Annotated in this window: 21 protein-coding genes; 9 read left to right on the top strand and 12 right to left on the bottom strand. The window is 61.8% G+C overall.

Annotated features, from left to right (window positions below; all coding sequences use genetic code 11):
• Positions 1-179 precede the first annotated feature (179 nt).
• From QRN20_RS09215 to QRN20_RS09205, 3 genes are all read right to left on the bottom strand, one after another.
• On the bottom strand, positions 180-950 hold the full coding sequence (locus tag QRN20_RS09215) for a molybdopterin-dependent oxidoreductase (RefSeq protein WP_122432882.1): 771 nt from the start codon (positions 948-950) through the stop codon (positions 180-182).
• Positions 947-1,567: a cytochrome b/b6 domain-containing protein gene (locus QRN20_RS09210; RefSeq protein ID WP_122414286.1), complete on the bottom strand. Its 621-nt coding sequence runs from the start codon at positions 1,565-1,567 to the stop codon at positions 947-949. The genes QRN20_RS09215 and QRN20_RS09210 overlap by 4 nt, the downstream gene beginning before the upstream one ends.
• 86 nt (positions 1,568-1,653) lie before the next feature.
• Positions 1,654-2,259, bottom strand: a complete 606-nt coding sequence (locus tag QRN20_RS09205) for a hypothetical protein (RefSeq protein ID WP_004883844.1) — start codon at positions 2,257-2,259, stop codon at positions 1,654-1,656.
• A 167-nt stretch (positions 2,260-2,426) separates the two neighbouring features.
• On the opposite strand from QRN20_RS09205, the gene QRN20_RS09200 reads away from it, so the two are divergent.
• Together QRN20_RS09200 and QRN20_RS09195 are read left to right on the top strand one after the other, a co-directional pair.
• Positions 2,427-3,122 (top strand): heavy metal response regulator transcription factor, encoded by a 696-nt coding sequence (locus tag QRN20_RS09200; RefSeq protein ID WP_004883845.1) that lies wholly within the window; start codon positions 2,427-2,429, stop codon positions 3,120-3,122.
• Positions 3,095-4,489, top strand: coding sequence for a heavy metal sensor histidine kinase (locus QRN20_RS09195; RefSeq protein ID WP_029241420.1), 1,395 nt, complete (start codon positions 3,095-3,097; stop codon positions 4,487-4,489). Before QRN20_RS09200 ends, QRN20_RS09195 begins: the two co-directional genes overlap by 28 nt.
• 18 nt (positions 4,490-4,507) lie before the next feature.
• On the opposite strand, the gene QRN20_RS09190 is transcribed toward QRN20_RS09195, so the two are convergent.
• Positions 4,508-5,173 carry a polysaccharide lyase family 7 protein gene (locus QRN20_RS09190; RefSeq protein WP_029241419.1) on the bottom strand — a complete coding sequence of 222 codons (666 nt, stop codon included), beginning with the start codon at positions 5,171-5,173 and terminating at the stop codon, positions 4,508-4,510.
• A gap of 543 nt (positions 5,174-5,716) precedes the next feature.
• Here QRN20_RS09190 and QRN20_RS09185 point away from each other — a divergent pair.
• The 7 genes from QRN20_RS09185 to QRN20_RS09155 all read left to right on the top strand — a co-directional run bounded on the left by QRN20_RS09185 (position 5,717) and on the right by QRN20_RS09155 (position 12,880).
• A complete protein-coding gene (locus tag QRN20_RS09185) occupies positions 5,717-6,169 on the top strand; it encodes a MarR family winged helix-turn-helix transcriptional regulator (RefSeq protein WP_004883848.1) in 453 nt (150 codons plus the stop codon).
• Entirely contained in the window at positions 6,166-8,253 is a 2,088-nt protein-coding gene (locus QRN20_RS09180; protein WP_096768379.1) for an FUSC family protein, read from the top strand. The genes QRN20_RS09185 and QRN20_RS09180 overlap by 4 nt, the downstream gene beginning before the upstream one ends.
• Positions 8,250-8,459, top strand: a complete 210-nt coding sequence (locus QRN20_RS09175; protein WP_058431103.1) for a DUF1656 domain-containing protein — start codon at positions 8,250-8,252, stop codon at positions 8,457-8,459. The genes QRN20_RS09180 and QRN20_RS09175 overlap by 4 nt, the downstream gene beginning before the upstream one ends.
• Positions 8,456-9,340 (top strand): efflux RND transporter periplasmic adaptor subunit, encoded by an 885-nt coding sequence (locus QRN20_RS09170; protein WP_217665154.1) that lies wholly within the window; start codon positions 8,456-8,458, stop codon positions 9,338-9,340. Before QRN20_RS09175 ends, QRN20_RS09170 begins: the two co-directional genes overlap by 4 nt.
• The gene (locus tag QRN20_RS09165) at positions 9,337-10,770 is read left to right on the top strand and encodes an efflux transporter outer membrane subunit (RefSeq protein WP_285360214.1); all 1,434 of its coding nucleotides are present in this window, start codon (positions 9,337-9,339) and stop codon (positions 10,768-10,770) included. Before QRN20_RS09170 ends, QRN20_RS09165 begins: the two co-directional genes overlap by 4 nt.
• A gap of 177 nt (positions 10,771-10,947) precedes the next feature.
• Positions 10,948-11,781, top strand: coding sequence for an ion transporter (locus QRN20_RS09160; RefSeq protein ID WP_122523444.1), 834 nt, complete (start codon positions 10,948-10,950; stop codon positions 11,779-11,781).
• Between the two features lie 100 nt (positions 11,782-11,881).
• On the top strand, positions 11,882-12,880 hold the full coding sequence (locus QRN20_RS09155) for a sulfate ABC transporter substrate-binding protein (protein ID WP_058431099.1): 999 nt from the start codon (positions 11,882-11,884) through the stop codon (positions 12,878-12,880).
• A gap of 71 nt (positions 12,881-12,951) precedes the next feature.
• On the opposite strand, the gene QRN20_RS09150 is transcribed toward QRN20_RS09155, so the two are convergent.
• The 8 genes from QRN20_RS09150 to QRN20_RS09115 are packed head-to-tail and all read right to left on the bottom strand — an operon-like array spanning position 12,952 to position 18,991.
• Positions 12,952-13,359: a hypothetical protein gene (locus QRN20_RS09150; RefSeq protein WP_025996947.1), complete on the bottom strand. Its 408-nt coding sequence runs from the start codon at positions 13,357-13,359 to the stop codon at positions 12,952-12,954.
• A 27-nt stretch (positions 13,360-13,386) separates the two neighbouring features.
• Positions 13,387-14,580 (bottom strand): c-type cytochrome biogenesis protein CcmI, encoded by a 1,194-nt coding sequence (ccmI, locus tag QRN20_RS09145; protein WP_122417907.1) that lies wholly within the window; start codon positions 14,578-14,580, stop codon positions 13,387-13,389.
• Positions 14,577-15,053 (bottom strand): cytochrome c-type biogenesis protein, encoded by a 477-nt coding sequence (locus tag QRN20_RS09140; protein ID WP_004888150.1) that lies wholly within the window; start codon positions 15,051-15,053, stop codon positions 14,577-14,579. Before QRN20_RS09140 ends, ccmI begins: the two co-directional genes overlap by 4 nt.
• Positions 15,050-15,586, bottom strand: a complete 537-nt coding sequence (locus QRN20_RS09135) for a DsbE family thiol:disulfide interchange protein (protein WP_043304593.1) — start codon at positions 15,584-15,586, stop codon at positions 15,050-15,052. The genes QRN20_RS09140 and QRN20_RS09135 overlap by 4 nt, the downstream gene beginning before the upstream one ends.
• On the bottom strand, positions 15,583-17,556 hold the full coding sequence (locus tag QRN20_RS09130; RefSeq protein ID WP_122569649.1) for a heme lyase CcmF/NrfE family subunit: 1,974 nt from the start codon (positions 17,554-17,556) through the stop codon (positions 15,583-15,585). Before QRN20_RS09130 ends, QRN20_RS09135 begins: the two co-directional genes overlap by 4 nt.
• 3 nt (positions 17,557-17,559) lie before the next feature.
• Complete coding sequence (gene ccmE / locus QRN20_RS09125) at positions 17,560-18,027, bottom strand: cytochrome c maturation protein CcmE (protein WP_122509796.1); 468 nt, start codon at positions 18,025-18,027, stop codon at positions 17,560-17,562.
• On the bottom strand, positions 18,024-18,200 hold the full coding sequence (ccmD, locus tag QRN20_RS09120; RefSeq protein WP_122414292.1) for a heme exporter protein CcmD: 177 nt from the start codon (positions 18,198-18,200) through the stop codon (positions 18,024-18,026). Before ccmD ends, ccmE begins: the two co-directional genes overlap by 4 nt.
• A complete protein-coding gene (locus tag QRN20_RS09115) occupies positions 18,197-18,991 on the bottom strand; it encodes a heme ABC transporter permease (RefSeq protein WP_122414293.1) in 795 nt (264 codons plus the stop codon). Before QRN20_RS09115 ends, ccmD begins: the two co-directional genes overlap by 4 nt.
• Positions 18,992-19,018: the final 27 nt, after the last annotated feature.

Below are 19,018 nucleotides of genomic sequence, written 5' to 3'. Positions count from 1 at the left end.
ACCCACGTCGCAATCGGCGGTGTCCGCACTATCGCGCAAAAAAGCACGGCAGTGCGCTGTCTCATTGGATAGCCAGATGACTTGTGTATAACGATGAATGCTCCGCGTGGGCATGCAGCCGTGACGCTCCGCGTCACATTTTCACGCGAACGCAGCACCTGCTTACTCCGCAATAATCCTCAGATCCCGCTGAACCAGTTGTACCCCTGATCCTCCCAATACCCGCCCGGGTTGTCGTTGCTGACGAATATCTCGACGATGTGTTTGGGGTTCTTGAAGCCCAGCTTGGTCGGCACCCGCACGCGCAGCGGGTAGCCGTAATCCGGTGAAAGGGCCACGTCACCAAAGTCCAGCGCCAGCAACGTCTGCGGGTGCAATGCCGTCGGCATGTCCAGGCTCGAGTAGTAGCGGTCGGCGCACTTGAAGCCGACAAACCGCGCCGTGGTGTCTGCGCCGATGTACTCCAGAAAGGTTTTCAGCGGCACGCCGCCCCACTGCCCTATCGCGCTCCAGCCTTCGATGCAGATCAACCGGGTGATGTCCGTGCGTTGCGGCAATTTGCGCAAGGCTTCTATCGTCCACGGCTGCTTGTCGCGCACCAGCCCGGACACCGCCAGACGGTAGTCGGCCAGATCAAGCTCGGGCACGTTGTATTCGGGGTAAAACGCATTGAACGGAAACGGATTGGTCAACTGCGCCTTGCTGTAGGTCGGCGCCAGTTTCTGGCCGCTGAACAGCCAGGCCTGGACCCGGTCGTTCCAGCGCGACATGGCCCACAGCGCCTTGTCGACCTGATCGCCGTCCTGCAGGTTGCAGCCGGTCAACATCGACATGGCACCCACGGTCAGACCGGCACGCAGGAAGGAACGGCGCTGGATATCGATCAATTGCGTCTGTTGCGCAGGCTCCAGCCGAATGCGCTGGGTAATGCGTTTGCGTGGCTCGTTCATGGTTTGGCAGTTCCGTCTTCGTTCGGCTGGCGGCCGCCGGTGATCATCGGCAACAGGGTTCGCGGCACCAGCAACACCAGCGCCAGGTGGACGACGACAAACGTGCCGATGGCCGTCATGGCACCGAAGTGCACCCAGCGGGCAAAGTCATAGCCGCCCAACAGGTTGGCCAGTTCCTGAAACTGCACCGGTTTCCACAGCGCCAGACCCGACACCACCACCAACACACCCATGGCCAGCACCAGCCAGTACATCAGGCGTTGCACGGCGTTGTATTGACCTTTGATGTGCGCCAGCTTGAAACGCAAGGCGTCCACTACGTCGCGCTTCACTTCGCTGGGACGTACCGGCAGCAGGTCGCGCTTGAAGTGCCGACTGAACAGGCCATACAGCACGTAGATCAGACCGTTGATGACCAACAGCCACATCACCGCGAAATGCCAGGCAATGGAACCGCCCAGCCATCCGCCGAGGGTCAGGGATTTGGGAAAGGTGAACGGCATCAGCGGTGCCGCGTTGTAGATGGCCCAGCCGCTCATGAACATGCAGACCATGCCCACGGCGTTGACCCAGTGCGTGAGGCGCACCGGCCAGGGATGGATCGGGCGGGTTTTCATAGTCGTGTTCCTCGACATGAGGCGATGCAGAACGACAAGGCAGACAGGCGACCGAAGTCGCCTGCCGTCGTGCTCGTCAAAGGCGATTACATAGGAGGCGTGAACCCGTCCTTGCCCACCGCGACGCCGCGTGCGGATTTGCCGTCATCGGCCGGGAACAGCACAACCTTGGCACCGGCTTTCAGCTCGCTGCGCTGGCCCGGTTCAACGTAGGCGATCGGCACGTCTTCCGGCACCACCAGTTGCTTCTCGCCGCCCTTGTACTGAACGGTCAGCGTACGGCCATTGGCCTTGGACAGCGTGCCAACGGTGCCGTTGGTCATGGTGCCGGTGCTGCCGTCGGCGTTTTCCCAACCGTAGTGACCTTCGCCGCTGCCTTTGAGGCTGGCTTCGAAGACGGTCACTTCCAGTGCTTTCAGCGTGCCGTCAGCCTGAGGAATGGCTGCCGAGCCGACAAAGCTGTCAGCCTTGATGCTTTCCAGATCGGCCTTGGAGACCAGACGGATGCCGGTCTTGTCGGTCAGCTGGATGCTCTGATGCTGACCGGCGCGGGTGGTGAAATTCAGCGTATCGGCCTGGAGGCTGTCGACGGTGCCGCGCATCGGCTTGACCACCGGCATGTCGGCGGCCTGGGTCATGACAGCGGCGCTGAGCAGCAACAGGCCGAACGTAGTGGACAGTGCAGTCTTCATCGGTAATTCCTTGGCAGAGGGGTCTGGACGCATCTTTACACCGCTACCGGCACCGCAGAATGACCGGGCAATGACATTTTTGTCATTCGCCGGACACCTTCCCGGCAACTGGTTAGACTTCGGCATCGGCGCGCTGAGGGCGCCTGCAGAGCGTAGCGGACATTGAGATGCATATCCTTCTGATCGAAGACGACACCAAGACCGGGGAGTACCTGAAGAAGGGCCTGGGCGAATCCGGCTATAAGGTCGACTGGACCCAGCACGGTGCCGACGGCCTGCACCTTGCGCTGGAAAACCGCTACGATTTGATCGTGCTCGACGTGATGCTGCCCGGTATCGACGGCTGGCAGATCATCGAAGTGCTGCGCGCCCGGCAGGACGTGCCGGTGCTGTTTCTGACCGCCCGCGATCAGTTGCAGGACCGCATTCGCGGACTGGAACTGGGTGCCGACGACTATCTGGTCAAGCCGTTCTCGTTCACCGAACTGCTGCTGCGCATTCGCACCATCCTGCGCCGTGGCGTGGTGCGTGAGGCCGATCATTTCCACCTGGCCGACCTCGAACTGGACCTGCTGCGTCGTCGGGTCACCCGTCAGCAACAGGTGATCGTGCTGACCAACAAGGAGTTCGCCCTGCTGCACCTGTTCCTGCGCCGCGAAGGCGATGTGCTGTCGCGCACCCAGATCGCCTCCGAAGTCTGGGACATGAATTTCGACAGCGATACCAACGTGGTGGATGTCGCCATCAAACGCCTGCGCAGCAAGATTGACCTGCCCTACCCGGTCAAGCTCATCCACACCGTGCGCGGCATCGGTTACGTGTGCGAGGTGCGGCCATGCAGCGCAGACGCCAACCTTCCCTGACCCTGCGCTCGACCCTGGCGTTCGCGCTGGTGGCAATGCTCACGGTCGGCGGCGCAGGCCTGTACCTTTACCAGTCCATCGAACAGACCGTAATGCAGCGCTCCGACCACGCGGTGCTGGCGCGTCTGGATCACTTTCGCAAGCTGCTGCGCTACGACCTGACCATGGACAACCTCAAGGGCAGCCCGCAGCTGTTCGAGAACATGCTCGACAGCGAGGAAGACATTTTCATCATTGGCGAACCCGGCAAGGCGCCGGTGATCTCGGTCAACCCGCAACGAGCGCCTTTACCTGAGCTGCCAACCGTTGCCCAGGATCAAGCCCTGCGCGTCGAAGACCTGCGCAGCGGCCTGAGCCTGCAGGGTGTGCCCCTGCGTGCGGCAGCAGTACAAGTGATGTCCAACGGGGCCGAAGTGCGTTTGCAGGCCGCGCACCTGATGGTCAAGGAAATGGCCATGCTTGCGACCTTCCGCGAGCGTATCTACGCGGCAATGGCGCTGGCCTTTCTGGTCACGGCCCTGCTCGGCTACCTGCTGCTTCGCCGGGGTCTGCGGCCACTGCGCCGTATGGCAGCCCATGCGGCCGCCATCACGCCAGCCAGCCTGCACAGCCGGCTGGACAGCCAGGACACCCCCGTCGAGTTGCAACAGTTGAGCGACGCCTTCAACGCCATGCTCGACCGGCTGGATGACGGCTATCGTCGCCTGACCCAGTTTTCCGCCGACCTGGCACACGAGATACGCACGCCGGTGGGCTCACTGATGGGTCATTGTCAGGTCGCACTGCGCCAGAACCGCAGCGCCGACGACTATCAGGCATTGCTGGCCTCGAATCTGGAAGAGCTGGAGCGGATTTCCCGGCTGGTGGAGAGCATTCTGTTTCTGGCCCGTGCCGACGAAGCCCAGTCTGCGCTGGAGCGCAAACCGCTGGACCTGAACAAAGAACTGCACCGAGTGGCTGGTTATTTCGAAGGACTGGCCGAAGAACGCAACATGACCCTGATCCCCAGCGGCCAGGGCACTGTTCAGGCCGACCCGATTCTGCTGCGCCGTGCGTTGAGCAATCTGGTCGCCAATGCCATCCGCTACGCCGACGAGAACAGCGAGGTCCTGATGCGCGTTGCTGCGCTCGATGGGCAGTGGAAAATCGATGTGGAGAATCAGGGGCCGCAATTGCCGCAAGCCAGTCTGTCGCGCCTGTTCGACCGCTTCTACCGTGGCGATGCCTCACGCCATCAACGCTCGGACTCCAACGGCCTGGGGCTGGCCATTGTGGCCGCAATCATGCACCTGCATGGCGGGCGGGTCGAGGTCGCGCAACCCGCCGCCGGGCGTATCCGTTTCAGCCTGATATTCCCGGCGACGTGACTGGACCCGCAGGCTGGATCATTTCTTCTCGTGAGCGATGGCCAGCTTGTAGAACGTCGCCGAACCACCTTCGGTGGTGTAGCCGGTATTGTCCTGGGTGTAGACCCCGGCCTTGAAGTAGAACAGCTTGGTGCTCCACGCTGAATCAAGCTTGGCCACCCAGACGGCATCAAAAGCGTTGACCGTCAGATCACCCGAAGGCGACAGGTTGATCGCGTAATTGAAACGCTGATTGAGCGGCACACCCTGGGCAATGATGATGACCTCGATTTCCGAATCCGGGGTCCGGCGAAACTTGGCGACGATGTTGCCAGTCTGCAATTTCTCCTTGTACTGGTACTCCACCTTCAGCAATGGCTCAGTGCTCTGGTAGCAGTGAATCTGACCGATCACGATCTTGCCGCTGGACGGCACCTGGTCCACTTCCAGCGTGGCACGCAGGAAATTGTCGGCGCTGGAGTAGTTCCAGTTGAACGCCCTGCCGTCGGCCGTTGTTTCACGCAGCTCGGAACGGGGGTACTTGGCGTTCTCGGTGGTGGAACCGGTCACCGGCGCCCAGAAGAACAGCGTATCGCCGGAGCGAAAATAACCGTCCTGATAGCCCTTCATCAATTTCGGGGTTTCGATGATGGTCGCGGGAGTCCCGACAGGGACGGACAGATTCCAAGTGGCAAGATCGATCATGGCGTTGCTCGCAAGGTGCGCGTCGCGCATCAGCAGAAGGGCTCTGGAACGGGCGCCCTGGCCCGTTCGGTTCATCCAGACTATCGGCTGAATCGTTTATTTTTTAAACAGGCTCGACAAAGCATTGGCGCCAACAAAACGTCATAAAGGGATCAAAGCCACTATTTTGATGTCAATTTCCGAAAGAAAGCCTTTTGCCAGCTTTGACCTGAACGCATCGGTCTGGGCGGACCTTGTCATTTCGGCATGGCGTCATTTTTTTGAAAGAAGACCCCGAAAATTGATGGCCTGAGGCTCTATTTACCGACGAACGGTATCGATTATTTTCGATTTCGAGGAACTTTTCCCGGTTTTTACTTACTACGCACGACCGTTTATCGAGGTATTGCGGTCGACATCACATCCCCGATTCCTCCGTAATCTGAAAAACACCGTTGAGCGATCCGAGGTTGACTGAAACAAGTTGTTACGGGATATTAGTTAGCAAGCTACTAATATCCTCGCTAACAATATCGCTCCTAACTAAATTTCAGGTTGTTTTCCATGTCTGTCGATGCGCTTCACAGGGCGATCAGCAGCGGTCTGGTTGCGGCATCACGCCACTGGCGACGCAACTGCCAGACCACGCTGGTCACCTACGGTATTTCCGAAGCCTGCGCGGGGCCGTTGCTGGCCATTGCGCGGCTGGGGGACGGCGTGCATCAGGTCAAAGTGGCGCACGCCGCCGGAATGGAAAGCCCGACCCTGGTCCGCCTGCTGGATCAGTTGTGCAAGGCCGGTATCGTCTGTCGCACCGAAGACCCCAACGACCGTCGCGCCAAGGCCTTGAGCCTGACCGACAAGGGCCGCGAACTGGCCGGTTCTATCGAAACCGAGCTCACACGTTTGCGTGCCGACGTCCTGAAAAATCTCGACCCTGAGGACCTTGATGCGGCGTTGCGTGTGTTCCAGGCGTTTTCCGAAGCCGCAGGCGCTGATCACGGGGCACAGTCATGAAGGGCTTTTTCTCCAGTGTGCCGCCGGCACGCGACTGGTTTTATGGCGTGCGCACCTTCGGCGCCTCGATGCTGGCGCTCTACATTGCGTTGTTGATGGAAATGCCACGCCCCTACTGGGCCATGGCCACCGTCTACATCGTGTCCAGCCCGTTCGTGGGCCCGACCAGCTCCAAGGCGCTGTACCGCGCTGCCGGTACGCTGGCAGGTGCTGCGGCGTCGGTGCTGCTGGTGCCGATGTTCGTGCAGACTCCTTTTCTGCTCGCGGTGGTGGTCGGGCTATGGACCGGCACGCTGCTGTTTCTGTCGCTGCACCTGCGCACCGCCAACAGCTACGCGCTGATGCTGGCAGGTTACACCATGCCGTTGATTTCCCTGCCTGTGGTGGACAACCCGCAAGCGGTATTCGAGATCGCGGTGTCGCGTACCGAAGAGATCTTTCTGGGCATCATCTGCGCCGCCGTGGTCGGTGCCATGTTCTGGCCCAGACGCCTGGCACCGGTGTTTCAGGCGACCACGGAAAAGTGGTTCAGCGATGCGGCGAGCTACAGCGAACGTTTCCTGAGCCGCACCTGCGAGCCTGCAGAGATCGGCGCCCTGCGCAATTCGATGGTCGGCAGCTTCAACTCGCTGGAAATGATGATCGGCCAGTTGAGCCACGAAGGTGCTCGCAAACAGACCGTGCGCAATGCCCACGAATTACGCGGCCGCATGATTCACTTACTGCCGGTCATCGACGCCCTCGACGATGCGCTGTGGGCGCTGGAACGGCGCACGCCGGAACTGCTCGCCAGCCTGTCGCCGCTGCTGCTGGAAACCCGCAACTGGCTGGAAAACACCGCCAACGGTCCGCAACAGGAACAATGGCAGCAGTTGCATCGATCCATGGAGCGACTGCAACCGGACTCAGCGCAACTGGACGACCGTGATCAACTGCTGCTGTCCAATGTGCTGTTCCGGCTGGGCGAATGGATTGACCTGTGGCAGGACTGCCGCACCTTGCAATACGCGATCAAGACCGACGATCAGTCGCAATGGCGTGCGGTCTATCGCCACTGGCGTCTGGGTCGGCTGACACCCTTTCTGGACCGTGGCCTGATGCTCTATTCGGTGGCCTCGACCGTGCTGGCGATCATCGTCGCGTCGGTGCTGTGGATTCTGCTGGGCTGGAAGGATGGCGCAAGTGCCGTGGCGCTGGCCGCCGTGTCGTGCAGCTTCTTTGCCGCCATGGACGACCCTGCGCCGCAGATCTATCGGTTCTTTTTCTGGACCATGCTGTCGGTGGTGTTCGCCAGCCTGTACCTGTTCGTGGTGCTGCCCAACCTGCATGACTTTCCGATGCTGGTGCTGGCGTTTTCGGTGCCCTTCATCTGCGTCGGCACGCTGACCGTACAGCCACGCTTCTTTCTGGGCACGCTGCTGACCATCGTCAACACCTCTTCATTCATCAGCATCCAGAGCGCCTACGATGCGGACTTCCTGAACTTCCTCAACTCCAATCTGGCCGGGCCGGCGGGTCTGCTGTTTGCGTTTATCTGGACCCTGGTGTTCCGTCCGTTCGGTGTGGACCTCGCAGTCAAGCGCCTGACCCGCTTCAGCTGGCGCGACATCGCCAGCCTCAGCGAAGACTCGACCCTGGCCGAGCACCGGCGCATGGGCGTGCAAATGCTCGATCGCCTGATGCAGCAACTGCCGCGCCTGACCCTGACCGCGCAGGACACCGGCATCGCCCTGCGTGAACTGCGCGTCGCGCTGAACATGCTCGACCTGCTCGCCTACACCCGCCGTGCGACACCGCAGGCACAGGTGCTGCTGCGCCAGGTCATCGACGAAGTCAGCGGCTATTTCCGGCACTGCACCAAGGCCGGTGAGCGTCTGCCTGCACCACGGGGCCTGTTGATACTCATGGACCGCGCACGCCGTTCGCTGACCGATCAGGACATGGGCGACAACCCGGCCCGCGTCCACCTGCTGCACGCGCTCAGCGGTCTGCGTCTGGCCCTGCTGCCGGGCGTGGAGATCGTCACCGTGGCCGACGAGCTGACCGAACAACTGCCGCATAACATCGATGGAGCGCCTTTATGATCGGCGATCTGGACATCAGCGGGATCTTCATCCCCACTTTTCTGGCCATGATGGGCGTCGCCTATCTGCTGTTTCTCGGCGTGCATGCCGTACTGTCGCGCGCCCACTTCTACCGTCTGGTCTGGCACCGGGCTTTGTTCAACGTAGGTCTATACGCTTTGTTGCTCGGCGCCGTGGATACTCTCAGTCGATACCTGATGACATGAAAAAACCGATACTGACTCTGGGCCGCGTGGTCCTGACCCTGCTGGTAGTGACTCTGGCTGCCGTCGTCGTCTGGCGCATGGTGATGTACTACATGTACGCACCCTGGACCCGCGACGGCCACATTCGCGCTGACATCGTGCAAATCGCTCCGGACGTGTCCGGGCTGATCCAGAAGGTCGAGGTCACGGACAACCAGCCGGTGCACAAAGGCCAGGTGCTGTTCACCATCGACCAGGACCGCTTCCGCCTGGCCTTGCGTCAGGCCCAGGCCACCGTGGCCGAACGCCAGGAAACCTGGGAACAGGCGCGCCGCGAGAACAAACGCAACCGTGGTCTCGGCAATCTGGTGGCTCGCGAGCAACTGGAAGAAAGCCAGTCCCGCGAAGCCCGCGCATTGTCAGCACTGGGCGAAGCACGCGTGGCGGTGGACGCCGCGCAGCTGAACCTGGACCGCTCGGTGATCAAGAGCCCGGTGGACGGCTACCTCAACGACCGCGCACCTCGCGAACACGAGTTCGTCAGCGCCGGACGCCCGGTGCTGTCGGTGGTCGATGCTGCGTCGTTCCACATCGACGGCTATTTCGAAGAAACCAAACTGGACGGCATTCATGTCGGTCAGGGCGTGGATATTCGGGTCATCGGCGACAACGCGCGGCTGACCGGACACGTGGTCAGCATCGTCGCGGGCATCGAAGACCGCGACCGCACCAGCGGCTCGAACTTGCTGCCCAACGTCAACCCAGCGTTCAGTTGGGTGCGGTTGGCCCAGCGGATTCCGGTGCGGATTGCCTTTGACGATGTGCCCAAGGATTTCCGCATGATCGCCGGGCGGACGGCGACCGTGTCGATCATCGAAGACACTTCGGAGGCCACACGATGAAACGGGCTCCTCGCCTGATGGTGCTGGGTTTCAGCGCCCTGCTGTCGGCCTGCCAGATGGTCGGGCCAGACTATAAGTTGCCGAAAGACAGCGCGATCAACCGCCCGGACTTGCAGGGCGAACTGGCGGGCCAGTCGGTGAACAGCGTGTCGGCACCGGTGCCTGCGCACTGGTGGCGGCTGTATCAGGACCCGAAACTGGATGAGCTGGTGCGTCAGGCCATGGCGTCGAACACCGACCTGCGCATTGCCGCCGCCAACCTGCAGCGTTCACGCTATCAGGGTGCCGAAGCTGACGCCGCAGGGGGCTTTACCAACAGCGCCAAGATCGGCGCACAGCGCTTGCAGGAGTCGGGCGAAGCCTTTCTGCTGCCCGACAAAGTGCCAGTGGCCAATGTCGGCGATATCGGCCTGACCACGTCCTATCAGTTCGACCTGTTCGGCACCCTGCAGCGTGGCATCGAAGCCGCGCAGGCCAATATCGATGCCACTCAGGCGGCGGCAGATACCGCCCGCATCACCGTGGTCGCCGACGTGGTGCGGGCCTATACGCAGGTGTGCGCCGCCAATGAAGAGCACGACATCGCCCGCGAGTCGCTGGACCTGCAACAGCAGAGCGTGAAGCTGAACCAGCGCCTGCGCGATGCCGGGCGTGGCGATGAAACCCAGGTCACCCGCTCCCAGACCCAGTTCAAGTCCCTGCGCGCCGAACTGCCGCGCTACGAAGCGCAGCGTCAGGCGGCGCTGTTCCGTCTGTCGATGCTGCTGGCCCGGCCTGTCGAGCAGTTGCCTGCGGGCGTCAGCACCTGCAATGAGTTGCCGCACATCGCACAGGTCATGCCGGTAGGCGATGGCGCCGCGCTGCTCAAGCGCCGCCCGGATATTCGTCAGGCGGAACGGCATCTGGCGATGTCCACCGCACAGATCGGCGTTGCGACGGGCGAGCTGTACCCGGACATCAGCATCGGCGCTAGCATCGGCACCGTGGGCATGATCGAGAACCTGGGCAAACCGGCGGCCAATCGCTGGGGCTTCGGGCCGCTGCTGAGCTGGACCATCCCGTCCAACGGCTCACGCGCCCGCATCCATCAGGCTGAAGCCTCCGCGCAAGCGTCACTGGCCCGCTTCGACGGTGTGGTGCTCAACGCCATCCGCGAAACCCAGACCGGCCTGGCCCAGTACACCGCCCTGCTCGACCGCCGCGACGCCCTGAAAGACGCCGAGCAATCGGCCAGGGAGGCCGCCGACCAGACCCACCGTTTCTACCAGGCCGGCCGCGCCTCATTCCTCGCCGACCTGCAGGCCACCCGCACCTACACCGACGTCCGCGCCCAACTGGCCGAAGCCAACACCCAGGTCGCCATGGGCCAGATCAACCTGTTCCTGGCGTTGGGTGGGGGTTGGGAGAAGGATCAAGTGGCGGGCAAATAACCCGTGAGAATGTGACGCGGAGCGTCACGAGATGCATGCCCACGCGGCGTGGTAACGCCTCTCAGGACGCTCCGCGTCCGGTCCAGAGTGCGACGCAAATCAGTCATCTGACACCACAGCTTGCACTCCAACCCCCAATGCTCCTAGGCTCACCCGACCTTCGACTCGGAATGCACCATGGACGCCTCTCTCAGCCGCCGCGAGCGGCTGCATATCGTTATTTTCGAGGCTGACACGCCTGCCGGGCGGCGCTTCGACAAGATCTTGCTGGTCCTCATCCTGCTCAGTCTGCTGGTCACGATCATCGACAGCATCGAGAGCATTCACCGCGATTACTCGCAGGTGCTTGCCTGGGTGGAATGGGGCTTCACTGCGATTTTTGCCGTTGAGTACATTCTGCGACTGTACTGCTCGCCGCGACCGCTCAAGTACGCGTTCAGCTTCTACGGGCTGGTGGACCTGCTGGCCATCGTGCCGGGCGTGCTGGCGATCTATTACAGCGATGCGCAGTACCTGCTGATCGTGCGGATCGTCCGCATGCTGCGAATCTTCAGGGTCTTGAAGCTCGGTACGTACCTGCGTCAGGCCAACTACCTGCTGGCAGCGTTGCGCGGCAGCAAACAGAAGATCATCGTGTTTCTGGTGACCGTTTCGACGCTGGTCACGGTATTCGGCACCCTGATGTATGTGATCGAAGGCCCGGAACACGGCTTTACCAGCATTCCCAAGGGCATCTACTGGGCTATCGTCACCCTGACGACAGTAGGCTTCGGCGATATCGTGCCCAAGACGCCGGTCGGTCAGATGCTCTCTTCGCTGGTGATGATCACCGGTTACTCGATCATCGCCGTGCCCACCGGTATATTCACCGCCGAACTGGCCAATGCCATGCGCGGCGAACAACTGAAGCATGATTGCCCGGTGTGCGCGAAGAAATTCCACGAGCATGGTGCCGCCTTCTGCTCACGGTGCGGCAATCAGCTGTTCCCCAGGGAAGTAAATCAGGCATAAGCACAGACGTTTTTGGTATTTAGGCACAGCGATGCGCGACTGCTAGTGTCGCGGCATTAAGCCATCAGACAATAATGATCCACCCTCAAAGGACTTCGCAGTGAACAGACTTTTCGCCGCTTCGCTACTGGCCGCAGGCCTGGCCCTTTCCAGCGCCGCCCAGGCCGCACCGACACTGCTCAACGTCTCCTATGACGTGATGCGCGACTTCTACAAGGACTACAACAGCGCCTTCCAGAAGCACTGGAAAGCCGAGAAAAACGAAGACGTGACGGTGCAGATGTCCTTCGGCGGATCGAGCAAGCAGGCGCGTTCGGTCATCGACGGCTTGCCGGCTGACGTGATTACCATGAACATGGCCACCGACATCAATGCCCTGGCTGACAACGGTGAGTTGGTGCCCAAGGACTGGGTCAGCCGTCTGCCGAACAACAGCGCGCCCTTCACCTCCGCCACGGTGTTCATCGTGCGCAAGGGCAACCCGAAAGCGCTGAAAGACTGGCCGGACCTGATCAAGGACGGCGTGGAAGTCATCGTGCCCAACCCCAAGACCTCGGGTAACGGCCGTTACACCTACCTGTCGGCGTGGGGTTACACCCTGAAAAACGGTGGCGATGAAGCAGCTGCAAAAGACTTTGTCGGCAAGCTGTTCAAGCATGTGCCGGTACTCGACACCGGTGGCCGTGGCGCAACGACGACCTTCATGACCAATCAGATCGGCGATGTACTGGTGACCTTTGAAAACGAGGCCGAGATGATCGCCCGCGAGTTCGGCCGTGATCAATTCGAAGTGGTCTACCCGTCCGTATCGGCAGAAGCCGAGCCGCCGGTGAGCGTGGTGGACAAGGTCGTGGACCGCAAGAAGTCGCGCGTTCTGGCCGAGGAATACCTGAAGTACCTCTGGTCGCCAGAAGGTCAGGAAATCGCCGCCAACAACTACCTGCGTCCGCGTGACCCGGCGGTTCTGGCCAAGTACAAGGACCGTTTCCCGAAGGTGGATTTCCTGTCCGTGGAGAAAACCTTCGGTGACTGGCGCACCGTGCAGAAGACCCACTTCATCGACGGCGGCGTGTTCGACCAGATCTATTCGGGCAAATAACCCCGGCAGATAAACCGGCCCATGCAACGCAAAACGGCGACCCTCAGGGTCGCCGTTTTCATTTGCGGAACTCAGTTGCTGAACTGACGCCCCAGACCTGCCGGCACGCCGCTGGCATCGGTCGGCTGCCACGGACCGCTCGGGCTGGTCGCCCAGCTCCAGCCGTTGTTCCACTGGTAATAGGTACGCTGGCGATAGAACGTGTTGCTCTGATCATCCATTACGTACACGCCCATGCGCGCATCCCAATGACTGTTGCCGCCCGGCGGTGGCGCGAAGCTGGCCGACGTTTTCGGACCACTGGACGGTGCCTTGACGGGTGGCTTGTTCGGCGTCGGAGTGGGACGCGGAGCGCCGGGCTGCTGGCCACCGGGCAATGACTGAATCGGTTCCTGACTCGTCGGGGCCGGTGGCTGAACCGCACAGGCGCTCAAGCCCAGGGCCAGACCCAACAAGGTGATACGTGCAGTGCGGTACATAAGCGGGCTCTCTTCTTCTCTGGCTGTCTATTTATCAGGGCTGTCGATGATCAGCGCCTGCTGCGCCCCGCTGTCGCTGGCCAAGGGCTGGCTGCGACCGACCCACTCACCGGTGGTCGGTTGCCCTGCGCGGGACACGCGAGCTACCAGTTGGACTTGCGGAAAGTTCGACAGTTTCAGCTGCGGCATCATTGCGTCGGCATCGCTGAGTTCGACCTCGGCGGGCAGCTCGGCAACCGTGATGCGCTTGACCGCCAGCGGCGCGGGCGGGCCATCGACAGCACGGGCGAAAATGAACACGCTGTCTCGTGGCTGGACCTTGTCTTTCAAGGCCGGCGCCAGATCGACCCGCACTTTTATCGAGGCCGCCCTGCTTGCAGCCAGCGCCGGTTTCGCGCCGGTTTTCAGGTTTTCCCTGGCACGGGCGATGCCGCCTTCCAGCGCCGAGCGCGACGGATCCTGCGCAGGCAGTACGTTAAGAAGCCGGGTCCAGTAATCGACCGCCGCCTGATAGCGCTCGGTTTCAAATGCCGCGATGCCCAGCAAGCCTAGGCTGGTGACTTCCCTGGGATCGGCCTTGAGCGCTTCGTCGGTCAGGACCTGCACCTGTGGCGTGAAATGCTTGTCGCTGGCGAAATACAACGCCTGCGCCCATTGTCCGAGCAGTTCCGGTGGACGCCCGGCGAGGCCAGCAGCGCGCTCGAACATCTGCGCCGCATCGCCCGGACGGTTCTGCGCCATGTAGCTGCGCGCCAGAAAATACAGGCTTTCGGACGAATCGGGCTGAGCCTGTACGGTACGCTCCAGACGCTGGGTCATGTCGGCCAGCGAGGTGGGCGGTTGAGAGAATTCGCGGCTCAGTTCGACCTTGTCGCTGGCGCCAAGCTGCAGATAAGCGCCCATGCCCAACACCGGAACCAGTACTGCCGCCAGCAACAGCCAGGGTTTGCCAAGCCGTGCGGTTCGGGCCTTTTCGGCCCCCTCGGTGTCAGCCAGCAACTCTCGCGCCGCTTCGTCACGGGCGCTCTGGATCTGCATGGCTGAAAGAACGCCTTCTTCCTGCTGACCTTGCAGCTCGCTGAGCCGTTCCTGATACAGCGCAACGTTCAGCGCCGTGCGGTCTTCCTCGTGCTGCGCACGCTGACCGCGCAGCACCGGGATCAGCAGGAAGCCCAGCGCCACCAATAGCAAGAGTCCGGTCGCCATCCAGAAATCGATCATTTTCGGTGTTCATCCAGCAAATGGGCGAGGCGTTGCCGCTCCTCATCGGACAGCGTATCAACCTGCCCGGCAGTCAGGTTGCGACGTCGTCTGACGATCACCGCCATCACCACCAGCCCTCCAAGCAGCAAGCCTGCCGGACCGAACCACAACAACCAGGTTCTGGCGGTCAGCGCCGGTTTGTAACGTACGAAGTCGCCATAGCGATCCACCATGAAATCGATGATCTGCTGATTGCTCCGGCCTTCCCCCAGCATGCGGTAGATTTCCTTGCGCAGGTCTGCGGCGATCGGCGCATTGGAATCGGCGATGTCCTGATTCTGGCACTTGGGGCAACGCAACTCGCGGGTCAGTTCGGCATAGCGGGCGCGCTCGGCTTCGTCGCGAAAGGTATAGGCGTCAATGGCAGCGTGAGCGAGACCACTGATCGCAAGGCCAAGCACCAACAGCACAGCGCTTAATGAGCGGTTCATGGTCTGGCCTCGTCCACCAGCGCCTGATACAGCCCGGCCAGTTGCTCGCGCCAGACCGTGTCGTCGATTACGCCGACGTACTTGTGACGAATGACACCCTTGGCATCGATCAGAAAGGTTTCCGGAGCGCCGTACACGCCAAGGTTCAAGCCAAGCGAGCCTTCGTCGTCGCGGATATTGAGGCGATAGGGATCATGAAAATCCTTGAGCCATTTCAGCGCGTCGGCGTTGGTGTCCTTGTAGTTGACGCCGTAGATCAGCACGCCCTGCTGCGCCAGCCGATTGAGCACCGGATGCTCCACGCGACAGGCGATGCACCAAGTCGCCCAGACATTCACCAGCGCAGGTTTGCCCAGCAGGTCGGCGCGGGTCAACGTGCGTTCGCTTTGCACTTCACGCAGGGTGAACTCGGGGAACGGCTTGTCGATCAGCGCCGATGGCAACTCGGCAGGGTCCAGGTACAAGCCTCGAAACAGAACGGCTGCCACGCCGAGAAAGACCACCAGCGGCAACACCATGATCCAGCGCCTCATGCGGCGGCCTCCGGCAAGCCCAGCGCGTCACGCACCCGGCCTTTGACTTTGACGCGATAACGCCGATCAGTGGCCGCCAGCACGCCGCCCAATCCGGTCAGCAGGCCGCCGAACCAGATCCAGCGCACGAAGGGTTTCACATGCACCCGCACCGCCCATGCGCCATCGGCCAGCGGCTCGCCCAGCGCGACGTAAAGGTCACGGCTGAAACCGGCATCGATACCCGCCTCAGTCATCACCGATTGCTGCACGGTGTACAGGCGCTTCTCCGGGTGCAACTCCGTGACCTGTCCGCCATCGCGCAAAACCCGGATCGTGCCGCGATCCGAGGTGAAATTCGGCCCTTCATAGTGCTTTGCGCCGTCGAACACGAACACATAGCCACCCAGCTCGACGGACTGGCCGGGCGCCAGACGCAGGTCGCGCTCGGCACTGTTCTGGCTCGACAGCACCACACCCAGCGCGCACACGGCAATGCCGAGGTGCGCCAGTTGCATGCCCCAGTAACTGCGATGCAGGCCGCGTGCGCCATTGATCAGGCCCTTGTGACGCGTCTTGTCCAGCAGATCGCGCAACCCCGCCAGCAGCACCCAGGCCGCCAGCATGAAGGTGGCCAGTACGGCCCACTGGAAATCACCCAGCGCCAGCCCGGCGATCACCGCCAGTACCGCGCTGCCGATCAATACCGGGGTCAGCATGCCCAGCAGCCATTTGACCGGCGTATCTTTCCAGCGCACCAGCACCCCCACGGCCATCACCACCATCAGCAGGGCCATCAACGGCACGAACAGCGCATTGAAATACGGCGGCCCGACCGACATCTTCGCGCCACTCATGGCATCGACCACCAGCGGGTACAGCGTGCCGAGCAGAATCATCGACGCCGCGACCACCAGCACCAGATTGTTGCCCAGCAGCAGCGTCTCCCGCGACCACAGACCAAAGCCGACCTGACTTTTCACCACGGGCGCGCGGATGGCGAACAAGGTCAGCGAGCCGCCCACCACCATCAACAGGAAGATCAGAATGAACACACCACGGGCCGGATCGGAGGCAAACGCATGCACCGATGTCAGCACCCCGGAGCGCACCAGAAAGGTCCCCAACAGGCTCAGGGAAAACGCCGCGATGGCCAGCAGCACGGTCCAGCTCTTGAATACGCCGCGTTTTTCGGTGACCGCCAGCGAGTGGATCAAGGCAGTGCCCACCAGCCAGGGCATGAACGAGGCGTTTTCCACCGGGTCCCAGAACCACCAGCCGCCCCAGCCCAGTTCGTAGTAGGCCCACCACGAACCCAGGGTGATTCCGACGCCGAGAAACGCCCAGGCCACCAGCGTCCAGGGTCGCGACCAGCGCGCCCAGGCGGCATCCAGTCGCCCGCCGAGCAAGGCGGCGATGGCAAAGGCAAAGGCCACGGAAAAACCGACGTAACCCATGTAGAGCATCGGCGGGTGCACGATCAGGCCGATGTCCTGCAACAAAGGGTTGAGATCGCGACCGTTGACAGGCATCTGCGGCAGGATTCGCGCAAACGGGTTGGAGGTGAGGATCAGGAACGACAGAAAGCCGAGGCTGATCATGCCCATCACTGCCAGCACTCGCGCCAGCATCACTTGTGGCAATTGTCGGGAAAATACCGATACGGCAAAGGTCCAGCCGCCCAGGATCAGCGCCCAGAGCAGCAGCGAGCCTTCATGCGCGCCCCACACGGCACTGAATTTGTAGAACCAGGGCAGCGCCGTGTTGGAGTTCTGTGCAACGTAAGCGACCGAGAAGTCGTCGATCATGAAGGCGTAAGTCAGACAACCGAAGGCAAAGATCAGAAAGCTGAACTGGCCCCACGCCGCAGGACGCGCCAGACTCATCCACAGTGGATCACCGCGCCAGGCACCGATCAGCGGCACGCTGCTCTGCACAAGGGCAAAGCACAGCGCCAGAATCATGGCCAGATGGCCGAGTTCGGGAATCATCAGTCAACCCTGCTTCGATGGGGTGGAAGACACAGCCGGTGCGGCCTGGCCGCTGTCGCGCAACGCTTTGGTCACTTCCGGCGGCATGTACTTCTCGTCGTGCTTGGCCAGCACTTCATCGGCCACCACCTCGCCTCGCGCGTTCAGCCTGCCCAGCGCGACGATGCCCTGCCCTTCACGGAACAGGTCCGGCAGGATGCCCCGGTAGGTGATGGTCACCGACTTGTTGAAGTCGGTGACGACGAAGCGTACGTCGAGCGAGTCCGCCGAGCGTTGCAACGAGCCCTTTTCGACCATGCCGCCCGCCCGAATGCGGGTATCGACAGGCGCTTCGCCGTTGGCAATCTGGCTCGGGGTGTAGAACAGATTGATGTTTTCCTGCAGCGCACCGAGGGCCAGCGTCAGGGCCAGGGCGATACCCGCCACGATGGCCAGGATGATCAACAGACGCTTTCTGCGCAGCGGATTCACGTGCGTTTCTCCCGCCGCATACGACGCGCCTCCTGTTGCAGGTAGCGACGACGCGCCGCCACCGGCAGCGCGACGTTGAGGAGCAGCACCAGCACACAGAGGCCATACGCCGACCAGACGAACAGTCCATGGCGGCCCATCGCCAGGAAATCGCCGAACGAATCAAAACTCATGAAAGGCGCTCCGACGGACCCAGGCAACGCAGGACTTCGGCCTGCACCCACTGGGTTCGCGACTCTCGCTTCAGCACTTCAAGGCGCATGCGCATGAGCAGTACCGCACCAAAGAAGCAATAGAAACCCAGAACGGTGAGCAGCAGCGGCAGCCACATTTCGGCAGGCATGGCCGGCTTTTCAGTGAAGCTGAACGTCGCGCCCTGATGCAGCGTGTTCCACCATTCGACCGAATATTTGATGATCGGGATGTTCACCACCCCGACAATGGCCAGCACCGCGCAGGCCTTGGCTGCGCTGTCGCGGTTATTGATAGCATTGCCCAAGGCAATCAGCCCGAAATACAGAAACAGCAGAATCAGCATCGATGTCAGGCGCGCATCCCACACCCACCAGGCGCCCCAGGTCGGTTTGCCCCAGATCGCACCGGTCGCCAGCGCCAAAGCGGTCATCCATGCGCCGATGGGCGCGGCCGATTGCAGGGCGACGTCCGCCAGTTTGATCTTCCACACCAGCCCGATCACGCCACAGATCGCCAGCATCACGTAACAGGATTGCGCCAGCATCGCGGCAGGCACGTGGATATAGATGATGCGAAAGCTGTTGCCCTGCTGATAGTCCGGCGGCGCGAACGCCAGTCCCCAGACCACTCCGATGCCGATCAGCAACAGCGCCGCGATGCTCAGCCACGGCAACAGGCGTGTGCTGAGGCCGTAGAAGACTTTCGGCGAGCCGAGCCGGTGCAACCAGGCCCAACCGATGCTGCTCTTTTTGAGGGAAGCGCTTTTCATCACGGTGCATCCAGGGTTTTACCGGGC

This window comes from Pseudomonas sp. fls2-241-TYG-175, assembly GCF_030209155.1.
Taxonomy (GTDB): domain Bacteria; phylum Pseudomonadota; class Gammaproteobacteria; order Pseudomonadales; family Pseudomonadaceae; genus Aquipseudomonas; species Aquipseudomonas viridiflava.
This window is presented reverse-complemented; position numbering and strand designations above follow the sequence as displayed.

Coding starts and splice junctions, on each gene's coding strand:
- QRN20_RS09215 (WP_122432882.1), bottom strand. CDS start 950: ATGAACGAGCCACGCAAACGCATTACCCAGCGCATTCGGCTGGAGCCT.
- QRN20_RS09210 (WP_122414286.1), bottom strand. CDS start 1,567: ATGAAAACCCGCCCGATCCATCCCTGGCCGGTGCGCCTCACGCACTGG.
- QRN20_RS09205 (WP_004883844.1), bottom strand. CDS start 2,259: ATGAAGACTGCACTGTCCACTACGTTCGGCCTGTTGCTGCTCAGCGCC.
- QRN20_RS09200 (WP_004883845.1), top strand. CDS start 2,427: ATGCATATCCTTCTGATCGAAGACGACACCAAGACCGGGGAGTACCTG.
- QRN20_RS09195 (WP_029241420.1), top strand. CDS start 3,095: ATGCAGCGCAGACGCCAACCTTCCCTGACCCTGCGCTCGACCCTGGCG.
- QRN20_RS09190 (WP_029241419.1), bottom strand. CDS start 5,173: ATGATCGATCTTGCCACTTGGAATCTGTCCGTCCCTGTCGGGACTCCC.
- QRN20_RS09185 (WP_004883848.1), top strand. CDS start 5,717: ATGTCTGTCGATGCGCTTCACAGGGCGATCAGCAGCGGTCTGGTTGCG.
- QRN20_RS09180 (WP_096768379.1), top strand. CDS start 6,166: ATGAAGGGCTTTTTCTCCAGTGTGCCGCCGGCACGCGACTGGTTTTAT.
- QRN20_RS09175 (WP_058431103.1), top strand. CDS start 8,250: ATGATCGGCGATCTGGACATCAGCGGGATCTTCATCCCCACTTTTCTG.
- QRN20_RS09170 (WP_217665154.1), top strand. CDS start 8,456: ATGAAAAAACCGATACTGACTCTGGGCCGCGTGGTCCTGACCCTGCTG.
- QRN20_RS09165 (WP_285360214.1), top strand. CDS start 9,337: ATGAAACGGGCTCCTCGCCTGATGGTGCTGGGTTTCAGCGCCCTGCTG.
- QRN20_RS09160 (WP_122523444.1), top strand. CDS start 10,948: ATGGACGCCTCTCTCAGCCGCCGCGAGCGGCTGCATATCGTTATTTTC.
- QRN20_RS09150 (WP_025996947.1), bottom strand. CDS start 13,359: ATGTACCGCACTGCACGTATCACCTTGTTGGGTCTGGCCCTGGGCTTG.
- ccmI (WP_122417907.1), bottom strand. CDS start 14,580: ATGATCGATTTCTGGATGGCGACCGGACTCTTGCTATTGGTGGCGCTG.
- QRN20_RS09140 (WP_004888150.1), bottom strand. CDS start 15,053: ATGAACCGCTCATTAAGCGCTGTGCTGTTGGTGCTTGGCCTTGCGATC.
- QRN20_RS09135 (WP_043304593.1), bottom strand. CDS start 15,586: ATGAGGCGCTGGATCATGGTGTTGCCGCTGGTGGTCTTTCTCGGCGTG.
- QRN20_RS09130 (WP_122569649.1), bottom strand. CDS start 17,556: ATGATTCCCGAACTCGGCCATCTGGCCATGATTCTGGCGCTGTGCTTT.
- ccmD (WP_122414292.1), bottom strand. CDS start 18,200: ATGAGTTTTGATTCGTTCGGCGATTTCCTGGCGATGGGCCGCCATGGA.
- QRN20_RS09115 (WP_122414293.1), bottom strand. CDS start 18,991: ATGAAAAGCGCTTCCCTCAAAAAGAGCAGCATCGGTTGGGCCTGGTTG.